This window comes from Microcoleus sp. AT8-A3, assembly GCF_036705675.1.
Taxonomy (GTDB): domain Bacteria; phylum Cyanobacteriota; class Cyanobacteriia; order Cyanobacteriales; family Microcoleaceae; genus Microcoleus.
Map to the genome: position 1 here is coordinate 84,229 of NZ_JAUBVD010000004.1, position 21,375 is coordinate 105,603.

Genomic DNA, 21,375 nt, shown 5'->3' on the forward strand with positions numbered 1-21,375 from the left:
ACACAAAAAGGTAATTGCCATGTCTACCCAAAACCACAATAACAACAGCGTTCCTTTCGTGAAAGTTGTCTACTCTACAGTGAAAATTAATGGTAAAATTGAGCTAGTACCGATGGAATGGTACGCAGACGGCTCTGTCAAAAAAATCGAACGCTAATGCTCGATCGCACTTGGCGGGCAAACTCTAATGAACTTGCGCGACTCGTCGCTTACAAAAAAACCGGTTTCTGGGCCACAGAACGATGACTTAACAGACTCTTGGTGGCACAAACCGGGTTTTTTGCGACCAAAACTGGTCTAGCGTCGATCGCCAATCTAAGCTAATTTAAATAACTAGGTGTGTAGGAATCTCAAAGAAAAAAATATGGATCGATCGCGCCCGCAATTTTCAGTGCTGGGACTACCAGTTCACATATTAGATGATTATGCAGGTTGGCTGATGGAGCGTCTGCATCAAGGGTTAGGAAGTCATGTGGTGACTTTGAATGCTGAAATGGCCATGCAAGCCGAGCAAAATCAGGCCTTAGCAGATGTAATCCGCAAAGCGGAACTCGTGATTCCCGACGGTTCGGGAGTGGTGTTGTACTTGCGGCTGCGTGGCAAACCGGCACAGCGCTATCCGGGGATTGAATTAGCAGAATCGCTGTTAGAAGCTGCCGGAAACTTGCCGAATTCTGAATCAATATTTTTCTTCGGAGGTTACCCCGGAATTGCGGAGGCGGCAGCAGAAAATTGGCAGCAAAAAGTTAAGGGATTGTCGATTGTTTCTCAGCATGGATATCTCTCGCCACACGAACAAAAAGACTTGGATCAAAGCTTGAAAGAAATGCAGCCAAAACTGATTTTTGTGGGCTTGGGAGTGCCGCGCCAAGAGTTTTGGATTGCCGAACACCGGCATCTTTGTCCTGATTCGATTTGGGTGGGAGTTGGCGGCAGTTTTGATATTTGGGCGGGCAAAAAAACTCGCGCCCCTGCTTGGTTTTGCGACAATCATTTAGAATGGTTGTATCGGCTTTATCAAGAACCTTGGCGGTGGCGGAGGATGTTGGCTTTGCCACAATTTGCCTTGAAAGCTTTGGGGGATTTTCGAGCTTAAAAATGCCACAATAAAATAGGTTTGTAGTGAGGACTAAAGTCCTCATAAAATTATCAGGAATTCAGTCCTCACTACGAACCGATCGCGATTAAACAATGTAAGGAGAATCGATCGCCTTTGCCCGATTAATCGCCACCAAAGTCTGGTAAATCAAAGCCGAAATCTCACCGCGGGTAATGTCCCGCAGCGGCGAAAGCCAATCGCGGGAAGGATAATTAACCACAATCTTCAAAGCAGTTGCTGTGCCGATCGCACTTAAAGCATAATTAGGAATTTGAGAGCGATCGGTGTAAACTTTCAAAGTATCAGGATTGCCGCCCTTAAGTTCCAAACCGTTAACCAAAGACACGATCGCATCAGCCTTAGTTAAATTCTGATTCGGGCCGAACTTCAACCCCGGAAACCCCGCCAAAAACCCCCCCCGATTTGCCCGTTCGATCGCACTTCTCGCCCAAAAAGTAGCAGAAACATCAATAAAATTTGTAGCCGGCACCCTCGGAATCGGACTAAACGCACTCACCAACAGCGCCGCATATTGAGCACGGTTTAAACTGTCATCAGGCCTAAAAGAACCGTCAGGAAAACCGCTAATTATATTCGCCGCAGCCAAAGCTTCAATAAACTTCTGTGCCCAATGTCCAGAAATATCGCTGAACACTGTACCCCCGATATTCGGATTGCCGCCGCCCTTTCTCACCGCAGCTTGCACAGCTTTAAAAGCATTCACTTTCCCGTAACCAAACCAATCGCTGCGGCCGTTGTTAGGATCGTAATTTCCCATGCGATTGCCCAACTGGGGATCGGGATCGGGATCGACAATTTTCTCAGCAGTTTGTTCGAGAATTCCCCGCACTTCCCGCGCCGTCAAACGGGGGTTAGCCGAAAGTATCAACCCTGCAACCCCAGCGACTACTGGAGTGGCGCTGGAAGTACCGCCAAAAGTATCAGTATAGTCCCCCCAGTCGTAGCCCCGATTGCCCACTCGATCGGCAGTAAACACCCCCAAACCGGGCAAATACTGCGTCACCTCCGGCGGCGTGCCGATAAATCCGGTTTCTGGCAACCAAGTTCCCGGCGGCGCGTTGTTGCTGGGGGCGCAAACCGAGATGCTGGTGCCCCAATTGCTGTAGGCTGCTTTTTTGTTGAGGGAAGTGGAAGCGCTGACGGCAATTACGTCGGGGTGGACGGCAAATCCTGCCAGCCATCTAGTTTGACCGCCCAGGACGTTGTTGGGCCAGCCTTTCTCGTTAATTGTGCCGTTGACTGGGCGGTTGGCATTGCCGGCAGCGAACAGAATAACGCAGCCTCTGCCGCCCCGCCCTTGGGTTGCTGCTTTGGTGATAACGGCACTCTGCCGCAGGGAAAGGGGATAGTAAACTGCCGCAGGCCCCCAACTGCAAGAAATGACGGCGGCACCTTTTTCGATCGCCCAATTAAATATTTTTTCGACAGAATCGTCATCGAGAAAACCCGTGGTACGAATGGGCATCAGGGCGCATCCGGGGGCGACGCCGACAATGCCTTTGCCGTTTTCTTCAGCAACGGCGACGCCGGCACAACTTGTGCCGTGGTTGTCTGAGTCGGCGACTGGCATCGGGGAAGTGTCGCCCTCTTTGAAATCGATGGGTGAGACGATTTTGCCTTGGGCTTGAAAATCCGGGTGGGTGATGTCAACTGCATCGTCGGCGATCGCAATTACGATCGATCGAACTCCGCGAGTCAGGTTCCAAGCTGGTTCTGCATAAATTTGAGCACCGCCGACAAGTTCCTTGCCGCCTTTGTTGTTGAGATACCACTGTTTGGGATAAAGCGGATCGCGGGGCGTGTAATGCTGCTGCGTCTCTACTAAAATGTTGGGTTCTGCTACGAGAACTTCTGGATATCTTGTCAGGCGGTTGGCAATTTTGACCGGGTTTTCTGTTGCTTGTTTGGTGACGAAGCAGACGAAGGTGTTGGGAATTCCTTCTACTGGCCGGACTATTTTTAAAGCTGCTGCATTGGCGATCGCCTTTCGCGATTCTTCGTCTACTTGTTCGCCAAATTGAATGGTAATTTGGTCGGTTAAATAAAAGAATGTACTGGGATTGTTCGCGGGGCAATAGACGTGGCTGGCAAAAGCTACGGCATCGCTGGCGCGCGCTGTTTGCATTGCTGCTTCTAGGCGATCGGCTGAAACGAGATATTCTTCGAGATTACTTTGGCCGACGCGGCGGTTGAGTTTTGCCCCAGTTGTTGCAGCCCAATCGTTTGAGGCTGATGCTGTTGGTGAGGGGCGGACTGTAAAGCGATCGTCCGCTTTTGACAGCAGCAATTCATCGCCGCCGCGCTGCAAAATCAGTGGGAGACTTTCATCGGGAACTCCAATTCCTTGATAGTTTTGGAGAGTCTCGGAGGTGGGTTTGCTTGGTTGTACCATCAGAAATGTTCCTGTTTGATTTTGATGTAGATTTATCAAACATATTTATAAGCTGTCAGGGAGGTTTTTGCTATGAGGGGTTTGAATCTGTAACTAACAGCGGTAGTTTTTCCATCAGTCCGCGTCGGACTTAGTTTGTGCGATCGCGTTGCTAGCGGTTTCAACCGCCGAGTCTTTTTCGATATCAGCGAGTTTTTCAGATAAACACGCTCAAATAAACACGCTAGGATTAACATTAAAAAATTCTCCCAGCGCCTTAGCTTGGGCTTTGCTAATCGCCCGTTTACCATTAACCACCTCAGAGACTACTCCTTTGGAACCAATCACACCCACCAAATCGGCTTGTTTGAGTTCGCGAACTTCCATGAGATGCAATAGAACATCCTGGGGAGTCGCTTCTGGAATTGGGTAATATTTTGATTCGTATTCTTCGATCAACAGCCCCCAGAGACTCAGTAAAGTTTCTTCTTCTACTGTTAATTCTTCCTTAGACATCAGAAAATCGACTTCTGCGAGGGCAAGATCATTATCTTCTTCGTTCAGGATTGGCTTAGGCTGAGATTTAGCCAGCAGTTGACCGTAAGCTGTTCTTTCAATTGCCATATTCATGGTGCGTTCGATTGTTGAATTAGATCGGGACTTACGCATCAAATACCAAAGAAACCGGGTTTTTTACCAGGTTTAAAGCCTCAAATGCAGTATTTAGGTAAAAAAACCCGGTTTCTGCGTCCCGGACTAGATTGCCGGGATCTGTCCAATCCCCCGCGATTTCCTTGTTCAATCCAAAATCTAAAATCCAAAATCTAAAATCCAAAATCGATCGCCCACCCTTTGACATTTCAACAAATTTGGTTTACACTTAGCCGGTTGCGATCGCCAATGGTAAGATCGGCTCAAGCTAAATATTTTTTTAAAGCGCATAGGCGCAAAGTAATTTCATGGTATACTCTGGAACTGTTTGCTGGCTTCGCTCCACTGCCCGGATTACGATCGGGGCGATCGCAGCTTTTACCCTGTTGCAACCGATCCAAGTCCAAGCACAACAACCTTCTGGGCCAGAGAACCAACAGCAAATCGAGCCCGCCGACGACCCCACAGACCCCAACAATCTTCGCCCTCTGACGCAAGACAGCAGTCTGCTGAGCGTCCCAGGAGGCCAGCGTTTGATGACAGAAGCCAGCAGTGCTATTTCCTCTCAGAATTACGCACTGGCTACTCAAAAACTCCAAGAATCCCGCCAAATTTTCAATCAACTGTCCAACTTCTACCAACAACTGGGTAGCAGTTTTGCCGGAATTGACATCCGCTTGGCGGAAAGCCACCGCACCAAAGCTGTAGAAACAGCCCAAATGCGCGACGAAGCCACCTACCGGCTGGCGTTGGTACACCGGGCCCAAAATAAGCCCGAACTGGCTGTGCCCCTGCTGATTCAGATTATTCGATCGCAGCAGCCAACTCGCGACTTGGGCAAGAAAGCTTACCAGCAGTTACTGGAATTGGGTTTTGTGGATTCGCCCTTTCCCCGACCTGCCAGCAGTCAACCGCGATCGTCTAACAAATAGTTCCACTAAAATCTAAATTACAGCCGTTTATCAGAGAAACCAATGGTTACACCGTCTCAAGTAGCAGAAATGATTAAGGCAGGGTTGCCCGACGCTAAAATACAAGTTGACGATTTGACCGGTGGCGGTGACCACTACCAGGCGAGAGTCGTCTCTGCAGCCTTTGAAGGAAAAAGCCGAGTACAGCAGCACCAACTGGTATACGGCGCTCTCAAACAGGCAATGGCTAGTGAAGCCATCCACGCTTTGGGCTTGGAAACCTTAACTCCTGCAGAATGGGAAGCGAAAAGTCAAGCTGCTTAATTGTTGAGCGGCAATTGGGTATCACAAGTTTGTGCTTGTGTCAATAGTTGCTTGAAATACAACTGCTGCACTTACCCACAAAAACCAAAGAAACCGGGTTTTTTAACCGGAATCTATGGCTGTAACGAAAGATTTTCCTAAAAAACCCGGTTTCTGCGTCAGTCAACGTTGAAAAATTTTCAAACAATATTAGGACCTACCATGAGTACAACAGCACATCAAAGAATTGACGAGTTGGTTAAGCAAAACAAAATCATGGTTTTTATGAAGGGCAATAAGTTAATGCCCCAGTGCGGTTTTTCTAATACTGTGGTGCAAATTCTCAATACTTTGGGAGTGCCTTACGAAACTGTTGATGTTTTAGCAGACCAGGAAATTCGTCAAGGCGTTAAAGAGTATTCCAACTGGCCGACAATTCCTCAAGTTTATATCAACGGCGAGTTTATTGGTGGCTCGGATATTATGATCGAGATGTATCAAAAGGGCGAATTGCAAGAAGTTGTGGAAGTGGCTTTGGCTTCTTAAATTAGACAGAAAAAACATTTCCCCGACTTCTTAAAGAAGTCGGGGAAATAACAGCAATCGCGTTTTACTTTGAATTAAGTTAATTTACTTACAGCGGATTCCAGGTTGATAAAGTACACCCCAGAAACCGGGTTTCTTCTGGATTTCTCGCCAGAAACCGGTTTTATTCAAGAAACCCGGTTTCTCTGTACTTCACTTACCTGGAAAGTGCTGTAATTATTCGTTACCAGGCAAAGCCTAGGAACGCAATGCAGTAGGCTAGGCATCGAATTTTTAGGCTCCCAAAGCGAGGCCGAGCCTGTGGACATCGGTTCCGAGGCATAGCCGGGGAACCAGTTAAAATTCCCAATTCCCAATTCCCAATTCCCCATTCCCCATTCCCAAATCATCAAGGGTTTATCAAACCGAATTTGCTATTTAATAGTAGTCTGCTTCAGTTTGGGTCTGTGGCATTGCAAAATTGGAGGGGTCGTGAATGTAACGGGCTGCTTCTTCCTCTAGTCTGTGAATCAGATAGGGTTCCAAACTGTTGGAGTGCCGCAGGGCTGCTAAATAGCCGTCTAAGTAAAGCCGCAGGTCATCAAAGCGATAACCTCTATTCCACATTTCGACGAGGGCGTCGGTGAGTTTTTGGTAGTGCCGGATTGTTTGGGTGTCTTGTAGCATGGTGTGAGTTTGAAATCCTTTGTGGTTTGTATAATGACGGCGGGATTTAGGAATGGCCTCGATTGATGCTGAGTGGCTCAGCTTGAAGCTATTTCTAAATAAAAGTTTTTACCCTGCTCAACAGGCTACCCTCCATAAAAAATTTCACTCGTTGCAATGCAGTTGCTCGACTTTTTGCGCGCACCTAGATAATTCGCTGTGCGTTTAATTGAGTCGGGATGTGGCTGAATTTGACGGTCAAAGTGGCTGAGTGTTCCGGCTACCGAGCGAACGGTTGGAGGAATTCTAGTTTCACTTGCGCGATTTGTCAACCTCCTGGAATTGGGGGCTGGGTCGGGGGGATCGCTTTTGGCAGGCGGTTGGGGCATGGGATCGATCGGCTTTACACTGTCCTATTTTCATTGTAAGCTCATCGCCAGAATGATTTAACCTTTCTGCAGGCTGACCCTGCCAAATTAACCCAATCTTTAAAATTCCTACCCTAGGTATGTCCGCTGCTTTAAACGCAGCTCATGCTTGAGTAGCGATGGTTACAAAAGCTTGACAAAAGCTCTGTTAACCTTGTAGCAATTAGTGATATGGGAAGCTCGCCTCTGTGGAATCTGCAAGTATTTCAATTGTTGAAGGGAATCCGCACCTGCGATCGCTCTTGGGCTGGCATCTACAGCAAGTCGGTCACTGGGTGCACCAGTCAGCGGATATCAGTCACGCTAGGGAAATATTTTTCAGCCGCCAGCCAACCCTAGTCATTCTGGATGCCCAATTGCCCGATGGGGACGGTTTGGAATTTTGCCACTGGCTACAACAGCAGCAGCAGTCGCTGATTTTGATGCTGTCGGCGCGGAATTCGGAATCGGATATTGTTGAAGGTTTGAAGGCGGGGGCAGACGATTACCTGACTAAACCCTTTGGGATGCAAGAGTTTATGGCCAGGGTGGAAGCTCTGATGCGCCGCAACCGCACGATGCTACCGCCGGCGACGCTGGAGTGCGGGCTGCTGAAAATTGATTTGGTGCAGCGCCGAGTCAGGTTGTACGAGGAACATATTGAGCTGACTCCCCAGGAATTTAGCCTGCTGTACGTGCTAGCTCAAGCTGGAGGAGTGCCGCTGTCGCGCTCGGATTTGCTGCGTCGGGCCTGGCCTGATGCGATTGATAACCCCCGGACGATCGACACTCACGTACTCTCTCTGCGTAAAAAAATCGAAATCGACCCGCGACAGCCGAGCTTGATTCAAACTGTACGCAATGTCGGCTACCGACTGAATCTGGAGTTGTTGAATAATGCCAATCAACATTCACCAGTGCCCAGGGCGGTGCTTTCTTAAACTGCGATCGGGCTATAAGTCGGATTTTATTTTGGGAATTGATTGGCGATCGCATCGGTTTTCGCTGCCATAATAAAGTCATTGCGGTGCAGTCCAGAAATCTCGTGAGTCCACCAAGTAACGGTAACTTTCCCCCACTCGGTTAACAGTGCGGGGTGATGTCCTTCAGTTTCTGCTGCTTCGCCGACGCTGTTTGTAAAGGCGATCGCACTTTTGAAATCCGGGAATTCGTAGGTGCGTTCTATTTGGGGAATGCCATTTTTTTCGGTCAAATTCCAGTCGGGAATTTGAGGTTTTAGCTGGACAATTTCGTAAGCTGTGACGCGGGCAGAGTTTGGGCTGCAGGCTGCACAGGGTTCTGTTGCTAAAGGTTCCATAAATTGCTGTTTAGCGAGAAGATGCTAAAAGATATTATAGACATTTCTAATCTGAATTATTTTGAAGGGCAACTGTCCTTTAGGATTGACATCTTGCACCATTTTTAATAAGCTTTTTATGGGCGGGTAGGATGCCCAACCCACAAGAAATTCACTCTTTGTGGAACAGGCCGGAAAGCCTGTTTTTGAGAATGGTGCAAGGCAGACATTGCGATCGAAATCGTTCAAAAAACAGATGAGCAATCCTTTAAAATTTCTGGAAATTATCGTTCACTGTGGAATCGGTTGACCGATAATATCAGGAATGGGCGGGTTGATTTGGCTATCTCGGTGATATTGTAAAAGTTGGCGAACCCGCCCCTTCAAGTGCGATCGATCAACCGATAATTTTCTTAATCAAATCCAACTTACCCTTATAGGGAGCGTACCGCCATTTTAAGTCAAGTAAAAATGACTTTTGCAGCACGCTTTTTTGATGCGAAAAGGTATCAAAACTTGCTTTTGCGTGATAGCTACCGATGCCGCTTTCACCAACTCCGCCAAAAGGTAAATCTTTTACTCCCACTTGCATAACCGTGTCGTTGAGACAAACTCCCCCCGAAGAAGTTTCCCGCAAAACTCGCTCTTGTTTCTCTTTATTTTTGGAGAACAAATACAAAGCTAAAGGTTTGGGACGGGCGTTGATTTGGGCGATCGCCTCCCCGAAATCATCATACTCCAAAACTGGCAAAATCGGCCCGAAAATCTCATCCTGCATCACCGGCGAATCCCAGGAAACACGATCTAAAACCGTCGGTGCAATATATCTATCTTCCGGTTTCACTTCCCCACCGACGACAATTTCTCCATCTTTGATAAACGCACTCAAACGGTCTAATTGCCGCTGGTTGATAATCCGCGAATAGTCGGGACTTGTTTGCGGATTGTCGCCGTAAAATTCGTGAATGGCTGTTTTAATTGCTGTCATCAAAGCAGGTTTAACTTTTTTATCAACTAATAGGTAATCGGGAGCGATGCAAGTTTGTCCGGCATTGAGAAATTTGCCCCACGCAATGCGTTTTGCTGTGTATTCAACCTGAATGTCTGAGTCTACAATGCAAGGACTTTTTCCACCTAATTCTAATGTGACAGGTGTCAGGTGTTTAGCGGCAGCTTCCATGACTATTCTACCGATTTTAGTGCCGCCTGTAAAGAAGATGTGGTCAAATTTTTCGGCTAGCAATTGTTGGCTGATTTCGACTCCTCCTTCGACGGCGGCTATATAGGCGGGATCGAAGGTTTTGGATATCAGGTCGGCGATAACTTCGGAGGTGTGCGAGGCGATTTCCGAAGGTTTGAGAAGTGCACAGTTGCCGGCGGCGATCGCCCCGACCAAAGGTGATATCATTAGCTGAAATGGGTAATTCCAAGGCCCGATGATTAAAACAACGCCCAAAGGTTCAGGGTAAATGCGGGCCGATGCTGGGAATTGATCTATCGAAGCAGCCACTTTTCTCGGCTTTACCCACGATTTGAGGTTTTTGATGGCATAATTAACTTCGGCGATCGATGCGATTTCAAGATAAGCCTCGAATTCCGGCCGACCGAGGTCTGCCTTGACGGCATCGACTATTCGTGATTGATTAAGTTCGATCGCACTTTTAAGTTTTTTGAGTTGTTCAAGCCGAAAATCCACATCTTTCGTTTTCCCAGTCGCAAAAAATTGCCGCTGCTGCTGGATAATATCGCTGACGCTGATTACCATTTTTTGTCCTCCATGTCTATAAATAAATGTTACAACAGGAAAACGGAACTTGGGTAAAGTGCGATCGGTGTTAAAGCGCAGACCTCTTGAAAAAGTCTGCGATCGGGGCTTTATGCTATAACTTATAAAGTATTAATTGTAGATGCTTAATTTGAGTTAAGTCATGAAAATATCTAAGAACGATTTTTTTTTCTATTCCTGCTGGCTGCTTTGCTTGCTTGCAGTAGCAGGATGTACCTCTAAGCCCGAAAAGCAAGTTGTCATCTGCTCGAAAGACTTTACCGAACAAGTCATCCTCGCCGAAATTTTAGCACGCCATATCGAAGCTAAAACAGATATCAAAGTAGAACGAGAACTGAATCTGGGAGGTTCGCTTTGCCATCAATCCCTAACAGCAGGTAAAATCGACTTGTACGTCGAATACACGGGGACTGCTTACGCCAACCTGCTCAAACAAAAACCGATTTCTGACCCCAAAAAAGTCCTCGATTACCTCAAACAAGAATATCCCAAACAGTTTAAAGCAGAATGGACGGAACCGCTGGGATTTAATAACAGTTTTGCGATTATTGTGCGGGGAGACGATGCCAAAAAACTCAATTTACAAACTCTCTCGCAACTTGGGAAAGCTTCACCTAACCTCCGGGCTGGTTTCGGCCCAGAATTTAACGAGAGAGAAGATGGGTTTCCCGGGTTGGCGAAAACTTACGGAATTAAGTTTCGAGAACAACCGAAGGAATTGCTGTTAGGATTGCTTTATCAAGCGCTGCAACAAAAAGAAGTAGATGTGATTGCTGGTAATACGACGGACGGTTTGATTCAAAGTTTAGGTTTAGTAGTTCTCAAAGATGACAAGGGCTATTTCCCGCCCTACGAAGCAGTTCCGGTTGTGCGATCGCAAATTTTGGAACAATACCCGGAATTGCGTCCAGTGCTCGCAGAATTGGGCGGCAAAATCTCTGAGGAAGATATGCGGAAACTCAACTATCAAGTTGACGGGGAACAGCAGGAAGCGGGACAAGTGGCGCAGGAGTTTTTGCAGCAAAAGCTGGGCGCTGCAAAGCCCGCACCTAGCGCAAAGTAATGGTTAGTTTCTCTCCTAAAAGTTCACTTTATAGGCGTAGCAGCTTACTTAAAAGTTGGGATTAGAAATTGGTAAGTATTGGGATTTCTACGGTTTCAGCAATTTTATGAGCTAGCTTTTTAAAGTCTCCGTAAACACTTTGCACGGCCTGGATGTGAGAACCAATTGCCCCATCCGCAGGTTTGAGGTGGAACATAGGTTTATGGGCTTCCTGGGCAAGCGGCATCAGACTCTGATAGTGTTTTAGCAAAGCTAAACAGTGAGGATCTTCGGCGATGGAAAGTGTGCTATTTTCCGATTCATTGAGCACAGCTTCCCGATAAATATTAGGAATCCGTGCAATCCATCGCTGATAAGCTTTCACTGGGCGGTCTAGCCGTACCGAGTGTTGCAGGACAATATAACCAACAGGTTGCATTTGACCTTGAGGAAGCTTTAAATCAGGGGCAGGATTTTTCTCTAATCTTTCTAGCCATTCTTGCCGCCAGCGTCTGAGAGTTGGGCCGAGATTTTTCAATCCTTGCAGTGAGAATAAATCCGGTGATAGAGGAACTACTACATAGTTAGCTGCAATCAAAGCGGCCCGGTTAATCGCTCCTAAATTCGGGCCGATGTCTGTCAAAACTACATCAGCTTGATGAACTGTTGCTGCTTCTTGCAAGAGTCGCCAAAAAGCAGAAATGACCCGAAAAGAACGCTCCTTGCGATCGGTGCAGCCGGGCCATTCTGCTGAGAGGTCATCTTCAAATCCAGAGAGCAATAAATCTCCTACCAAGAGTCCCAATCTTTCTTCAATGTGCTCTACTTCTGGAGTAGCAATATCACCAATTCCTCTAACTAAAGGCTGTACGCAGCGAAAAACTGTGTTAGGTCGGTTATTGCCTTCCCACAATTCTTCTAAACGTTCTTCCTCTAGAAAAGCAGCAGTCAGATTGGCTTGGGGGTCTAAATCTGCTGCTAGCACCCGCATTCCTAAATTGCGATACATCCAGGCTAAATGATATACTAGCGAAGTTTTACCGACGCCACTTTTATTATTGAAAAAAGCAATAATGGGTACTGTCACGGATGCCTCCTAATAATTACTAAAACATGAGCATCTTCGACAACAAACTCCGGTGGTGGACTGCCATTTTTTTGCAGTGAATTGCGATCTATGGCGATACCCATTCCAAACCTTTGTACATAACCAAGATTTTTTAAGGCTTCTGCTAAGTTTGGATTGCGGTAGTCAGTGATTCCAGGCCTACCAAAATTTTGTCTGTTAACTTGTCCAAAGGGCCCTCCGGGGTTTTGAATTTCAATGCGATCGCTAAACCAGGTAATTCTTACTGGTGCATACGTCCCTTCATAGGTGCGGTGCAAGAGCGCATTTCTAGCAAGCTGTTGCAGTGCTACTAACGGGTAATCTGGCTGCTGGATTTCCACTGACTGAGCGGTAATATCAGAAGCTATTGAGATATGAGATTGCAGTATTTCATCTAACACTCTCAGCATCATAGAAAGTGGCCCGGCAATTTCTTTCTGGTCTTTAATTGGGTCGGTTAGCTCAGTTCCCTCAATTCGCAAAAATTGAATGTAAGCACCCGGTATCAATTGCCTTGGGTCTTTTCCTACTACCAATATACCTAAATTTGTTGGCTGAATTGACGGTAAACTGGTAATAAATCTTACTGATGCTAATTGGTGTTCGACGGTTCTTTGATTTTCTTCTAATATGTCACTAGGCAATGCTGAAGGTAGATATTCCTGTTGAAATAAAGTTAAATTTAAGTCATCTAGTGTCCCGGAAGGCAAAGATTGAATATCAAAAGGTAAATCTCTGGAACGCCGTTTTTCTGAGAGACGGCGCTCTTCTTCGGCTGTGGCAGTAGCGCGGCGGGGGCCCACCCGTACCCAGATTCGCCCCTCATAGCGGACAGGGGGTGCATCTGATGGTTCTACAATGACTGCTGCTAACTCGCATCCCGCAAGCGTTCGCTTTTGCACGGTTATCGCGGGAAAAGGCAGTATATTTCCATCTGAACGCATATCCGAGAGGGTTAGTAACAGTTGATCGGTGATGCTCAAATTGGCACAGCTTCCATCATCATTAACACCTATAAATAGTACCCCTGGCTGTTGGTGGTTTGGCAAGTCGTTGGCAAAAGCGCATATAGCCTGACGGAGTTTACCCCTATCGGATGTTGAGGCCTTGCGCTCTACTCGATCGGATTCAATGTCTTTGAGGAGATTTTCTAACTGACTGTCATCCATGCTTTAACTTATTTGTCGTAAATTATTCTTACTGCTTGCTAACAGCCGACTGCGGCTATAGCAATCCTAAATCATTTGTGAATTTCTTACTCCCTCCCCTTGATAAGGGGAGGGTTGGGGTGGGGTAAAAAATTTACGACTCCTGCAAGGATTGCTATAGTTTGGGAATTGTTAAGAGTTTAAATAGAAAAGTTTATTTTCAATTACTACTTACCAATTTCCCGCATCAGCCGCTAAATTAAATTTCTAAGTCCCTTCACTCAGCCTCCGCAAATTCAAAATATCGCTCATCTTTTTAATTTGCATACAAGTCCGCTCGAACTGTTGTTTATCCTGGATATCCATGCACAAATCAATTAAGGCCGGCAATCCGGGATATGTTTTGACTTGAGCGCTGCGGACGTTTACTTGGTTGTCCTTCAAATGCGATAAAACATCATTGAGAACTCCCACTCGATCGAGGGCTTCAATTTGAATGTTAACCGGATAAGTGTTGGGTCGAGATTCATTGCGGTTGCTGGAATTCCAACTCACAGGAACCAAGCGATCCCCAGGTACGCTCTCAACATTTGAACATCGTTGTCGGTGAATCGAAATTCCGCGAGTGCGAGTCACAACTCCAATAATTGATTCCCCAGGAATCGGACAGCAACAGCCGGCTAAATGGTAGAGCAATCCCTCTACACCTGCGATGGGCGATTTGCTCGGAGACGAACTCGGTAATGGTTTCGGTGTCGTCGATGCAGGTATTAGCTGGGGCAATTCGTGGGTTGCTGCGGGAGCAGCTTCAATTTTTTGCTGCACTTTTACTAAATCTCGCAGTCGATTTACTACGAGATTTAGGGTGACTTCGCCGTAGCCTAAACCGGCGATTAAATCTTCGACGCTGTGGTAGTTGCAGCGCTGAGCCACCGATTGCATGGGTTCAGATTTTAGCAAAGATTCTAAGCCGTTTTTACCTAATTCTTTTTCCAGCAATTCTCGGCCGCGAGCGAGATTTTCATCTCGGTGCGATCGCTTCAACCACTGGCGAATTCGGTTTTTTGCTCCGTTTGTCTTGACAAAATTCAGCCAATCGGAACTCGGATGACCATTTTTTTGGGTCAAGATTTCTACAATATCGCCGTTCTTTAAAACCTTGTCTAGTGTCACCATTCGCCCGTTGACTCTGGCACCGGTGCAGTGATTGCCAATTTCTGTGTGAATGCGGTAAGCAAAATCTACGGGAGTTGATCCGCTATTGAGAGCAATTACGTCTCCGTTAGGAGTAAAAACGTAAATATCTTCGTCGAATAAGTTGTCCTTAATGCTTTGTAAATATTCGCGATCGTCTTTGAGGTCGCTTTGCCATTCAAGGAGTTGTCGCAGCCAAGTAAATTTTTCGTCATCGCCGGTGACTTTTGTGTTAGAACCGCCGGTTTCTTTGTATTTCCAGTGCGCGGCAATGCCGTATTCTGCAATGTGGTGCATGGCTACGGTGCGGATTTGCACTTCGATGGGGCGGCCGCTGGTTCCGATTACTCCGGTGTGCAAAGATTGGTAGCGGTTGGCTTTTGGTAAACCGATATAATCTTTAAAGCGGCCGGGAATCGGGCGGAAAGAATCGTGGACGATCGCCAAAGCCCGATAACAGTCATCATTGGTTTCTACTATGATCCGCACCGCTGCAATATCGTACACTTGGTTAAAGCCTTTTTGGCGGCGCTGCATCTTCCCATAAATTCCGTACAAATGTTTGGGACGACCGCTAACTTCATAGCATTTAATGCCTAAATTGTCAAGCCTTTCTCGCAAACTATCTGTGACTTCTGCGAGTTGAGTTTCTCGATCGGCCCGCTTCACCGCCACCAATTCCTGAATTTCGCGGTAAGCTTCAGGTTCCAGGTATTTAAAGGCTAAATCTTCCAATTCCCACTTAAAGCGGCCAATACCCAAACGGTTCGCTAGGGGAGCAAAAATATCTCGGGTTTCTAGGGCAATACTGCGCTGCTTTTCTTCGGACAAATGCTCCAAAGTTCTCATGTTGTGCAGCCTGTCTGCCAGTTTGACGACAATGACGCGAATATCTTTAGCCATTGCTAGGAACATTCGGCGGAAATTTTCCGCAAGGCGCTCTGTTTTGCTGGAAAAATTAAACTTAGAAAGCTTGGTGACACCTTCAACCAACTGTCGCACTTCGGCGCCGAACCGCTGTTCTATTTCTTCGAGAGTAATATCTGTATCTTCAACAATGTCGTGGAGGAAGCCGGCGGCAATCATGACGTTGTTGCCGCCCATATACCGGAGTATTCCAGCGACAGCTACCGGATGGCAAATGTAAGGTTCTCCTGATTTGCGGTATTGTCCTTCGTGCAAGTCGCGGGCAAATTCAAAGGCCCGACAAATTAAGCTGTCGTCCGTCGAACAATTCGGGTTAGGGCCCCCATCAGGCTCCGATCGAGCATTCAGGCATTCTTGCAGCCAATCGGGAACTACAGCAGGATCGATCGAAGGAGAGGGAGTCAGAGTGTTCGCGTTCATGGGGTACACCTTTAAAACTTAGAAATACAAATGGTTAAAAGCCGGTTTTCGGTTGAATTGCCGAAATTATGTGTTTAGCTATACTAAACTAATTGAATGCCACAATTTGCAATTCAAAAAAATAGTCGATTTTTCTCAAACTATACCTATCTAATTCCGAGTCGCCCCCCCTCGCAGGTAGGAAAAGATAGTGACACCACTGCTGCCGCAGCAGTCTGTCGATCGGGGAAAATCGGGTAAAATAAGCATATTTTGGCGGTAGCCGTTGAGGTTGCGGGCGATCGGCATTTACCGGCAACGCTAAACTAAAAGCAGCAGCCAGAAGGGTAGAGTCAGGGCAGCAAATCAAAAAAAGTTCTCACAAAACAGGGAATAGCTCCAAAAACGCACAGCTTCCCTCCCTATGAGCAAACTTAAGTAAGTATCTACTTTGATTATAAATACAAATTTGTTTACAAAATCATGATATTGTCCGAAGACCGCCGCCAGTGCTACCAAGAATTACAGCAAGCGCTAGAAGAACTACAAAGAACTGCTGCACAGGAGAATCTGGATCGGGCCGCGCTGGCGATCGAATACACAAAAGTGCAACAATTTTTCGGAAACCAAATTATGAGAGCCGAAAGCGATGAGTTAGACGCCTCAGAAACACCCCCAGAGCAGTCCTATTTGACGGAAATTCACAAGCAACTGCGGTTATTGGGGACAGATGTCACCTTTTTGCAAGCGTCGCGCCAGCCAGCGACAGCAAAGGCGAGGCAAACTGGGGCGATCGCGCGGCTTAACACGCTAATTGGCTACTGTGGCGCGCTGCTGCAAAAAAATTCTGGTTCTTCAGGGCCCGCCTAGATACAGAATTAATAATTGAATTAACAGGGAATTAATAAGGCAAGGAGAAATAAAGCGGTGGAATGTCCAAAATGTAAACATCCCAATTTAGAAGGCGGTACCTTAGCCGGCCGTATGTCGGTGCAGTGGTGTCCCAACTGTTACGGTATCTGGATTCCAGGCAGAGAATACGAAGCTTGGCAAAAAGAGCAAAGCCAGTGGTACAACAAATCCGAGAAGCCTGATGCGACAGCGACTCTCGGCATAGAATTCACGCCGTCTCCCTACGACAGCAAAGCAGCGCTGTGTCCCGAAGACGGTCACTATCTGTCGCGGGCGAAAGTTCCTTTCAGCAGAGTGCCCTTTTACATAGAGCGCTGTATGTTGTGCGGGGGCATTTGGTGCGATAACGGCGAGTGGGACATTCTCGAAAGTCTGGGATTCCACACCGAGATTGACAAGATGTTTTCTCCGAATTGGCAAGCTAAGGCCCGCGTGCAAGAACTCGCCTCTCGGGAACGTCAAGTGCTGACTGAGAAGTTGGGGCCGGATATCGCCGGATATGTGTTGGAACTCGCGGAAGTTTTAGCAGACCATCCTCACGCAGATTGTGCCGCTACTTACATACTGCGGAGAGCTGAGTTGAAGCGAAGGGAAATTTAGTCAGTTGTCAGTTGTCAGTTGTCAGTTGTCAGTTGTCAGTTGTCAGTTATCAGTTGCTCGGTGAATGATGTACTAATAAAAGCTTTGTTTGTAGCTATTTTTATTTGTATTTACAAACAGCAGAGCCGTCTCTTGCCCATAACTAATAACTCTGAAACACTAAGAAGTAACAACTAACAGCCAGGATATTGACCATTAAATAACAAATAACAAATAACAACTGACCGCTGACTACTGACCGAAAGGATCCAGGATACAAGCCCCCGAATTTATCTCGCGCAAGTTAATGCTTTAATTCTTTAATCTAAAATCCAAAATCTAAAATCTAAAATCGATTGACTAAGGACTAATGACTAATGACTAATGACTCTTCTCTATTTTCCGTTGACAATCTGCGAGTAGCTTATCCCCAGCGGCGGGGCCAATCCGGTTGGGCCGTGGACGGGGTTTCCCTGACGCTGAAACCGGGGGAAAAGCTCGGATTAGTTGGGGAGTCTGGGTGCGGTAAGTCAACTTTGGGAAGGGCGGCGATGCGGTTGCTGCCGGATTCAACGCTGATTGAGGGGCGAGTTAGTTTTGCTGGAGAGTCGGTGTTTGATATGAATGCTTCGCGGCTGAGACAATTTCGGGGCGAAGCTGTAGCATTGATTTTTCAAGATCCGATGACTCGTCTCGATCCTTTGATGACTGTAGGAGAACATTGCATCGAGACTTTGCAAGCTCACCGACCGAATTTGGATCGCAAGCAAGCTAAGAAACGGGCAATCGAAACTCTGGAAGCTGTGAAAATTCCCGCGTCTCGCTGGTCGCAATTTCCCCACGAATTTAGCGGCGGAATGCGGCAAAGAGTAGCAATTGCTTTGGCTCTTTTGCTCGATCCCAAATTAATTGTGGCGGACGAACCGACTACAAGTTTGGACGTAACTGTAGCTGCTCAGATTTTGCAGGAATTAACCAGACTTTGTGAGGAACGGGGAACGGCTATTTTGTTGATTTCTCACGATTTGGCGATGGTGGCTGAGTATTGCGATCGCATTGCGGTGATGTACGGCGGTAAAGTTGTAGAAACAGGGCCGGTGCTAAACGTTTTTGAAAAACCGCAGCACGAATATACTCGATCGCTCCTCAAAGCAGCTTTGCACATTCAAGCCGATTCTGACAAAGGGTTAGCATTCGAGGAAATCAGGACTGAAGCCGTTACTGCAAACTTAACAAATTCGCCTCTTTTGACCGTAACCAATTTGCAGCAACACTACAGTTTAGAAAGCAATTTATTAGATCAGTTGTTTTCCAGGAATCGGCAGGTAATTAAAGCCGTAGACGGCGTTAGTTTAGAGCTACAACGGGGAGAAATCCTAGGGCTGGTGGGGGAGTCCGGCTGCGGCAAAAGTACCTTGTCACGCACGATTTTGCAGCTAATTACCGCGACTGGCGGCAAAGTGGAATTTCAAGGAATAGATATAACTGCCCTGAACCGCGATGCTGTGAGGAAGCACCGCCGCGAAATGCAAATGATTTTTCAAGATCCCCACGCTTGCCTGAATCCGATGATGACTGTCGGGCAAAGTATTGCTGATCCTTTGTTTATTCACAAATTAGCTAATGGCAGCGAAGCTAAAAAACAAGTAATCCAAATGTTAGAGCGGGTGGGTTTAAGTCCAGGGGAGGATTTCTTTCGCCGCTATCCGGGGGAATTGTCAGGAGGACAACAGCAGCGAGTTTCTATAGCCCGTGCTTTGATTACTCGGCCGCAACTGATAATTTGCGACGAACCTGTGAGTATGCTGGATGCCAGCGTGCAGACTCAAGTTTTAGAGCTGATGTTGGAGTTGAAGCAGGAATTTAATTTGACTTATCTGTTTATTACGCACGATTTGTGGGTGGCGAGATTTTTTTGCGATCGTATTGCGGTAATGAATGCTGGAAAAATTGTTGAAATCGGTAAGACTAGGGATATTTTTACTAATCCGCAGCACCCTTACACTCAGCAGTTGTTGCAGGCTGCTCCTTTACTAGCCCGAACTAATTGATTTGGGATTTGGGATTTGGGATTTGGGATTTCGGAAATTTCGGGTTAAATTGGTTAAAGTTAAGGGATACTTTTCAAATCCTTCCACCGACACCAAGCACGATATGGCAGAATCTGACCTAGGCAGTTTTGCGGTGGCACCCGAAGCCTCATTCGCGATCGCAGAAGATGAAGACACCGAGATCGATCGTCCGACGGTAACTCGATCGTCAGCATACAACAACTGGTCTGCCGACGATCCAGTGGGAGCTTTGTTCAAGGAAATGGCTCGGTATCCTCTACTGACAGCAGCCGAAGAAGTAGAGTTGGCGCGCCGCGTTCAAGAATTGGTAGCCCTGGATGAACTAGAACAGCGTTTGCAGCAGGAATTGGACAGAGTGCCGACAAAAGCTGAAATCGCAGCGGCTTTGGGGATAAGCGAAACTCAAATGCAACAGCTTCGCCACCAGTGTCAGTCGGCGAAACGGAAAATGATCAGCTCGAATTTGCGCTTGGTGGTTTCGATTGCCAAACGCTATCTTAATCGGGGCGTGCCTTTTCTCGATTTAATTCAGGAAGGAGCTTTGGGTTTAAATCGAGCAGCCGAAAAGTTCGATCCAGAGAAGGGTTACAAGTTTTCTACCTATGCCTATTGGTGGATTCGCCAAGGAATTACCCGGACAATTGCCAATCAAGGGCGGACGATTCGCTTGCCTGTTCACATTGTCGAACAGTTAAATAAACTCAAAAAAGTTTATCGAGATTTGAAGCGTTCTCTTCAACGAAATCCAAGTGAAACTGAACTTGCTAGAGAAATGCAAGTTAGTTGCGAACAGCTTCGCTACCTCCAGCAAGTACGTCGGCAATCTTTGTCTCTCAACCACCGCATCGGCTCAGAAGAAAGTTCGGAACTTTTGGATGTTCTCGAAGATAACGCGACGCAATCTCCCGAAGCTCAGATGAATGAGATGATGATGCGCCAAGATATTTTGGAGGTGTTGGACAGTATTTTGACTGAGCGGGAAAAAGAGATTGTTGCTATGCGTTACGGTTTGCTGACCGGCGAACCTTACACTTTAGAAGAGGTCAGCAGTTTGTTCAATTTGTCCCGCGAACGAGTCCGTCAAATTCAAAATAAGGCAATGCGAAAGCTGCGCCGCCCTCAAGTGACGGAACGATTGAAGGGCTGGTTGAAATAAACTAAAAAACCTTGAGTTGGCATTTTGAAAAATCTTAAAATTATTGTGGGGTGGCACTCCGAGGCCACCGTAAATATGCTGGTTTAATGTGGAAAAGCTTAATTAAAAATTACCAATTAAAAATTTCTGGATGTGGTATTTTTAATTGTTGATTGTCGCGTACTACTTACTTATTTATGTCTTCTGAGGTAATTTTGCGCCCCGCTACCCGCGCCGACGTGCCGGTGCTGTTTGATTTGATTAAAGCTTTAGCTGAGTACGAAAAATTATCTCATGCCGTTACTGGCAATGCCGTTGATTTGGAGCGTCATTTGTTTGGCGATAGACCTTTTGCTGAAGCGGTTTTAGCCGAGTGCGAAGGTCAAGTTGTGGGCTGGGCGCTGTTTTTTTACAATTATTCTACTTTTTTAACTCAGCCGGGAATTTATTTGGAAGATTTGTTTGTGGTGCCTGAGTTTCGAGGGCGGGGGATTGGCAAGTCTTTGATAGTTTATTTAGCGCAGTTGACGGTGGAAAGGGGCTGCGGGCGTTTGGAATGGAGCGTTTTGGATTGGAATGAATTGGCGATCGGATTTTACAAGGGTATCGGTGCTGATGTGATGCCCGACTGGCGGATTTGCCGGGTTGCGGGCGAGTCTTTGGCAAATTTGGCATCGAAGTAATTCAGGCGTGTGGAACAGGCATCTTGCCTGTGTGTGAAACAGGCATCTTGCCTGTGTGTGGCACAGGCATCTTGCCTGTGTGTGGCACAGGCATCTTGCCTGTGTGTGGCACAGGCATCTTGCCTGTGTGTGGCACAGG

At 46.8% G+C, this 21,375-nt stretch carries 21 protein-coding genes; 12 read left to right on the plus strand and 9 right to left on the minus strand.

Features of this window, described 5'->3' with window-relative positions; genetic code table 11:
- Positions 1-19 precede the first annotated feature (19 nt).
- Entirely contained in the window at positions 20-157 is a 138-nt protein-coding gene (locus tag QUB51_RS03920) for a hypothetical protein (RefSeq protein ID WP_333038037.1), read from the plus strand.
- 207 nt (positions 158-364) lie between these two features.
- Entirely contained in the window at positions 365-1,096 is a 732-nt protein-coding gene (locus QUB51_RS03925; protein ID WP_333259666.1) for a WecB/TagA/CpsF family glycosyltransferase, read from the plus strand.
- 88 nt (positions 1,097-1,184) lie between these two features.
- Here the strand turns inward: QUB51_RS03925 and QUB51_RS03930 are convergent, their stop codons facing one another.
- Together QUB51_RS03930 and QUB51_RS03935 are read right to left on the minus strand one after the other, a co-directional pair.
- Positions 1,185-3,512 (minus strand): S8 family serine peptidase, encoded by a 2,328-nt coding sequence (locus tag QUB51_RS03930; protein WP_333208413.1) that lies wholly within the window; start codon positions 3,510-3,512, stop codon positions 1,185-1,187.
- 210 nt (positions 3,513-3,722) lie between these two features.
- Entirely contained in the window at positions 3,723-4,160 is a 438-nt protein-coding gene (locus QUB51_RS03935; RefSeq protein WP_333259669.1) for a transcriptional regulator, read from the minus strand.
- 290 nt (positions 4,161-4,450) lie between these two features.
- Between QUB51_RS03935 and QUB51_RS03940 the strand changes: the two genes are divergently transcribed.
- The 3 genes from QUB51_RS03940 (at position 4,451) to grxD (ending at position 5,902) form a co-directional block, all read left to right on the plus strand.
- On the plus strand, positions 4,451-5,074 hold the full coding sequence (locus tag QUB51_RS03940; RefSeq protein WP_333052522.1) for a hypothetical protein: 624 nt from the start codon (positions 4,451-4,453) through the stop codon (positions 5,072-5,074).
- A 42-nt stretch (positions 5,075-5,116) separates the two neighbouring features.
- Positions 5,117-5,377 carry a BolA family transcriptional regulator gene (locus QUB51_RS03945; RefSeq protein WP_333052524.1) on the plus strand — a complete coding sequence of 87 codons (261 nt, stop codon included), beginning with the start codon at positions 5,117-5,119 and terminating at the stop codon, positions 5,375-5,377.
- A gap of 201 nt (positions 5,378-5,578) precedes the next feature.
- On the plus strand, positions 5,579-5,902 hold the full coding sequence (gene grxD / locus QUB51_RS03950; RefSeq protein WP_190657705.1) for a Grx4 family monothiol glutaredoxin: 324 nt from the start codon (positions 5,579-5,581) through the stop codon (positions 5,900-5,902).
- A gap of 417 nt (positions 5,903-6,319) precedes the next feature.
- Here the strand turns inward: grxD and QUB51_RS03955 are convergent, their stop codons facing one another.
- On the minus strand, positions 6,320-6,568 hold the full coding sequence (locus QUB51_RS03955; RefSeq protein ID WP_332985209.1) for a DUF6761 family protein: 249 nt from the start codon (positions 6,566-6,568) through the stop codon (positions 6,320-6,322).
- Between the two features lie 595 nt (positions 6,569-7,163).
- Here QUB51_RS03955 and QUB51_RS03960 point away from each other — a divergent pair.
- Complete coding sequence (locus QUB51_RS03960) at positions 7,164-7,895, plus strand: response regulator transcription factor (protein ID WP_333259673.1); 732 nt, start codon at positions 7,164-7,166, stop codon at positions 7,893-7,895.
- A gap of 26 nt (positions 7,896-7,921) precedes the next feature.
- Here QUB51_RS03960 and QUB51_RS03965 read toward each other — a convergent pair whose 3' ends face one another.
- Entirely contained in the window at positions 7,922-8,272 is a 351-nt protein-coding gene (locus QUB51_RS03965; protein WP_333233360.1) for a 4a-hydroxytetrahydrobiopterin dehydratase, read from the minus strand.
- 376 nt (positions 8,273-8,648) lie between these two features.
- A complete protein-coding gene (locus QUB51_RS03970) occupies positions 8,649-10,016 on the minus strand; it encodes an aldehyde dehydrogenase (RefSeq protein ID WP_333052532.1) in 1,368 nt (455 codons plus the stop codon).
- A 163-nt stretch (positions 10,017-10,179) separates the two neighbouring features.
- Between QUB51_RS03970 and QUB51_RS03975 the strand changes: the two genes are divergently transcribed.
- A complete protein-coding gene (locus tag QUB51_RS03975; protein WP_333052534.1) occupies positions 10,180-11,100 on the plus strand; it encodes a glycine betaine ABC transporter substrate-binding protein in 921 nt (306 codons plus the stop codon).
- 61 nt (positions 11,101-11,161) lie between these two features.
- Here the strand turns inward: QUB51_RS03975 and QUB51_RS03980 are convergent, their stop codons facing one another.
- The 4 genes from QUB51_RS03980 to QUB51_RS03995 all read right to left on the minus strand — a co-directional run bounded on the left by QUB51_RS03980 (position 11,162) and on the right by QUB51_RS03995 (position 16,225).
- Positions 11,162-12,166, minus strand: a complete 1,005-nt coding sequence (locus QUB51_RS03980) for an AAA family ATPase (RefSeq protein WP_333208410.1) — start codon at positions 12,164-12,166, stop codon at positions 11,162-11,164.
- A complete protein-coding gene (locus QUB51_RS03985) occupies positions 12,163-13,356 on the minus strand; it encodes an ATP-binding protein (protein WP_333208409.1) in 1,194 nt (397 codons plus the stop codon). The genes QUB51_RS03980 and QUB51_RS03985 overlap by 4 nt, the downstream gene beginning before the upstream one ends.
- A gap of 246 nt (positions 13,357-13,602) precedes the next feature.
- A complete protein-coding gene (locus QUB51_RS03990) occupies positions 13,603-15,876 on the minus strand; it encodes a bifunctional (p)ppGpp synthetase/guanosine-3',5'-bis(diphosphate) 3'-pyrophosphohydrolase (protein WP_333052541.1) in 2,274 nt (757 codons plus the stop codon).
- A gap of 88 nt (positions 15,877-15,964) precedes the next feature.
- Positions 15,965-16,225 (minus strand): hypothetical protein, encoded by a 261-nt coding sequence (locus QUB51_RS03995; protein WP_333052543.1) that lies wholly within the window; start codon positions 16,223-16,225, stop codon positions 15,965-15,967.
- 113 nt (positions 16,226-16,338) lie between these two features.
- Here QUB51_RS03995 and patD point away from each other — a divergent pair, with 113 nt between their 5' ends.
- The 5 genes from patD (at position 16,339) to QUB51_RS04020 (ending at position 21,236) form a co-directional block, all read left to right on the plus strand.
- Entirely contained in the window at positions 16,339-16,725 is a 387-nt protein-coding gene (gene patD, locus QUB51_RS04000) for a heterocyst frequency control protein PatD (protein WP_333052545.1), read from the plus strand.
- A 57-nt stretch (positions 16,726-16,782) separates the two neighbouring features.
- Complete coding sequence (locus QUB51_RS04005) at positions 16,783-17,367, plus strand: zf-TFIIB domain-containing protein (protein ID WP_333052547.1); 585 nt, start codon at positions 16,783-16,785, stop codon at positions 17,365-17,367.
- A gap of 356 nt (positions 17,368-17,723) precedes the next feature.
- Positions 17,724-19,397: an ABC transporter ATP-binding protein gene (locus QUB51_RS04010; protein ID WP_333052550.1), complete on the plus strand. Its 1,674-nt coding sequence runs from the start codon at positions 17,724-17,726 to the stop codon at positions 19,395-19,397.
- Between the two features lie 103 nt (positions 19,398-19,500).
- On the plus strand, positions 19,501-20,574 hold the full coding sequence (locus QUB51_RS04015) for an RNA polymerase sigma factor, RpoD/SigA family (protein WP_333052553.1): 1,074 nt from the start codon (positions 19,501-19,503) through the stop codon (positions 20,572-20,574).
- A gap of 176 nt (positions 20,575-20,750) precedes the next feature.
- Positions 20,751-21,236, plus strand: coding sequence for a GNAT family N-acetyltransferase (locus QUB51_RS04020; protein ID WP_333052556.1), 486 nt, complete (start codon positions 20,751-20,753; stop codon positions 21,234-21,236).
- The last annotated feature ends 139 nt before the right edge of the window (positions 21,237-21,375 follow it).

Bases quoted from the DNA above. Each gene is read 5' to 3' on its own strand.
- QUB51_RS03920 (WP_333038037.1), top strand. From the start codon at position 20: ATGTCTACCCAAAACCACAATAACAACAGCGTTCCTTTCGTGAAAGTT.
- QUB51_RS03925 (WP_333259666.1), top strand. From the start codon at position 365: ATGGATCGATCGCGCCCGCAATTTTCAGTGCTGGGACTACCAGTTCAC.
- QUB51_RS03930 (WP_333208413.1), bottom strand. From the start codon at position 3,512: ATGGTACAACCAAGCAAACCCACCTCCGAGACTCTCCAAAACTATCAA.
- QUB51_RS03935 (WP_333259669.1), bottom strand. From the start codon at position 4,160: ATGCGTAAGTCCCGATCTAATTCAACAATCGAACGCACCATGAATATG.
- QUB51_RS03940 (WP_333052522.1), top strand. From the start codon at position 4,451: ATGGTATACTCTGGAACTGTTTGCTGGCTTCGCTCCACTGCCCGGATT.
- QUB51_RS03945 (WP_333052524.1), top strand. From the start codon at position 5,117: ATGGTTACACCGTCTCAAGTAGCAGAAATGATTAAGGCAGGGTTGCCC.
- grxD (WP_190657705.1), top strand. From the start codon at position 5,579: ATGAGTACAACAGCACATCAAAGAATTGACGAGTTGGTTAAGCAAAAC.
- QUB51_RS03955 (WP_332985209.1), bottom strand. From the start codon at position 6,568: ATGCTACAAGACACCCAAACAATCCGGCACTACCAAAAACTCACCGAC.
- QUB51_RS03965 (WP_333233360.1), bottom strand. From the start codon at position 8,272: ATGGAACCTTTAGCAACAGAACCCTGTGCAGCCTGCAGCCCAAACTCT.
- QUB51_RS03970 (WP_333052532.1), bottom strand. From the start codon at position 10,016: ATGGTAATCAGCGTCAGCGATATTATCCAGCAGCAGCGGCAATTTTTT.
- QUB51_RS03975 (WP_333052534.1), top strand. From the start codon at position 10,180: ATGAAAATATCTAAGAACGATTTTTTTTTCTATTCCTGCTGGCTGCTT.
- QUB51_RS03985 (WP_333208409.1), bottom strand. From the start codon at position 13,356: ATGGATGACAGTCAGTTAGAAAATCTCCTCAAAGACATTGAATCCGAT.
- QUB51_RS03990 (WP_333052541.1), bottom strand. From the start codon at position 15,876: ATGAACGCGAACACTCTGACTCCCTCTCCTTCGATCGATCCTGCTGTA.
- patD (WP_333052545.1), top strand. From the start codon at position 16,339: ATGATATTGTCCGAAGACCGCCGCCAGTGCTACCAAGAATTACAGCAA.
- QUB51_RS04010 (WP_333052550.1), top strand. From the start codon at position 17,724: ATGACTAATGACTCTTCTCTATTTTCCGTTGACAATCTGCGAGTAGCT.
- QUB51_RS04015 (WP_333052553.1), top strand. From the start codon at position 19,501: ATGGCAGAATCTGACCTAGGCAGTTTTGCGGTGGCACCCGAAGCCTCA.
- QUB51_RS04020 (WP_333052556.1), top strand. From the start codon at position 20,751: ATGTCTTCTGAGGTAATTTTGCGCCCCGCTACCCGCGCCGACGTGCCG.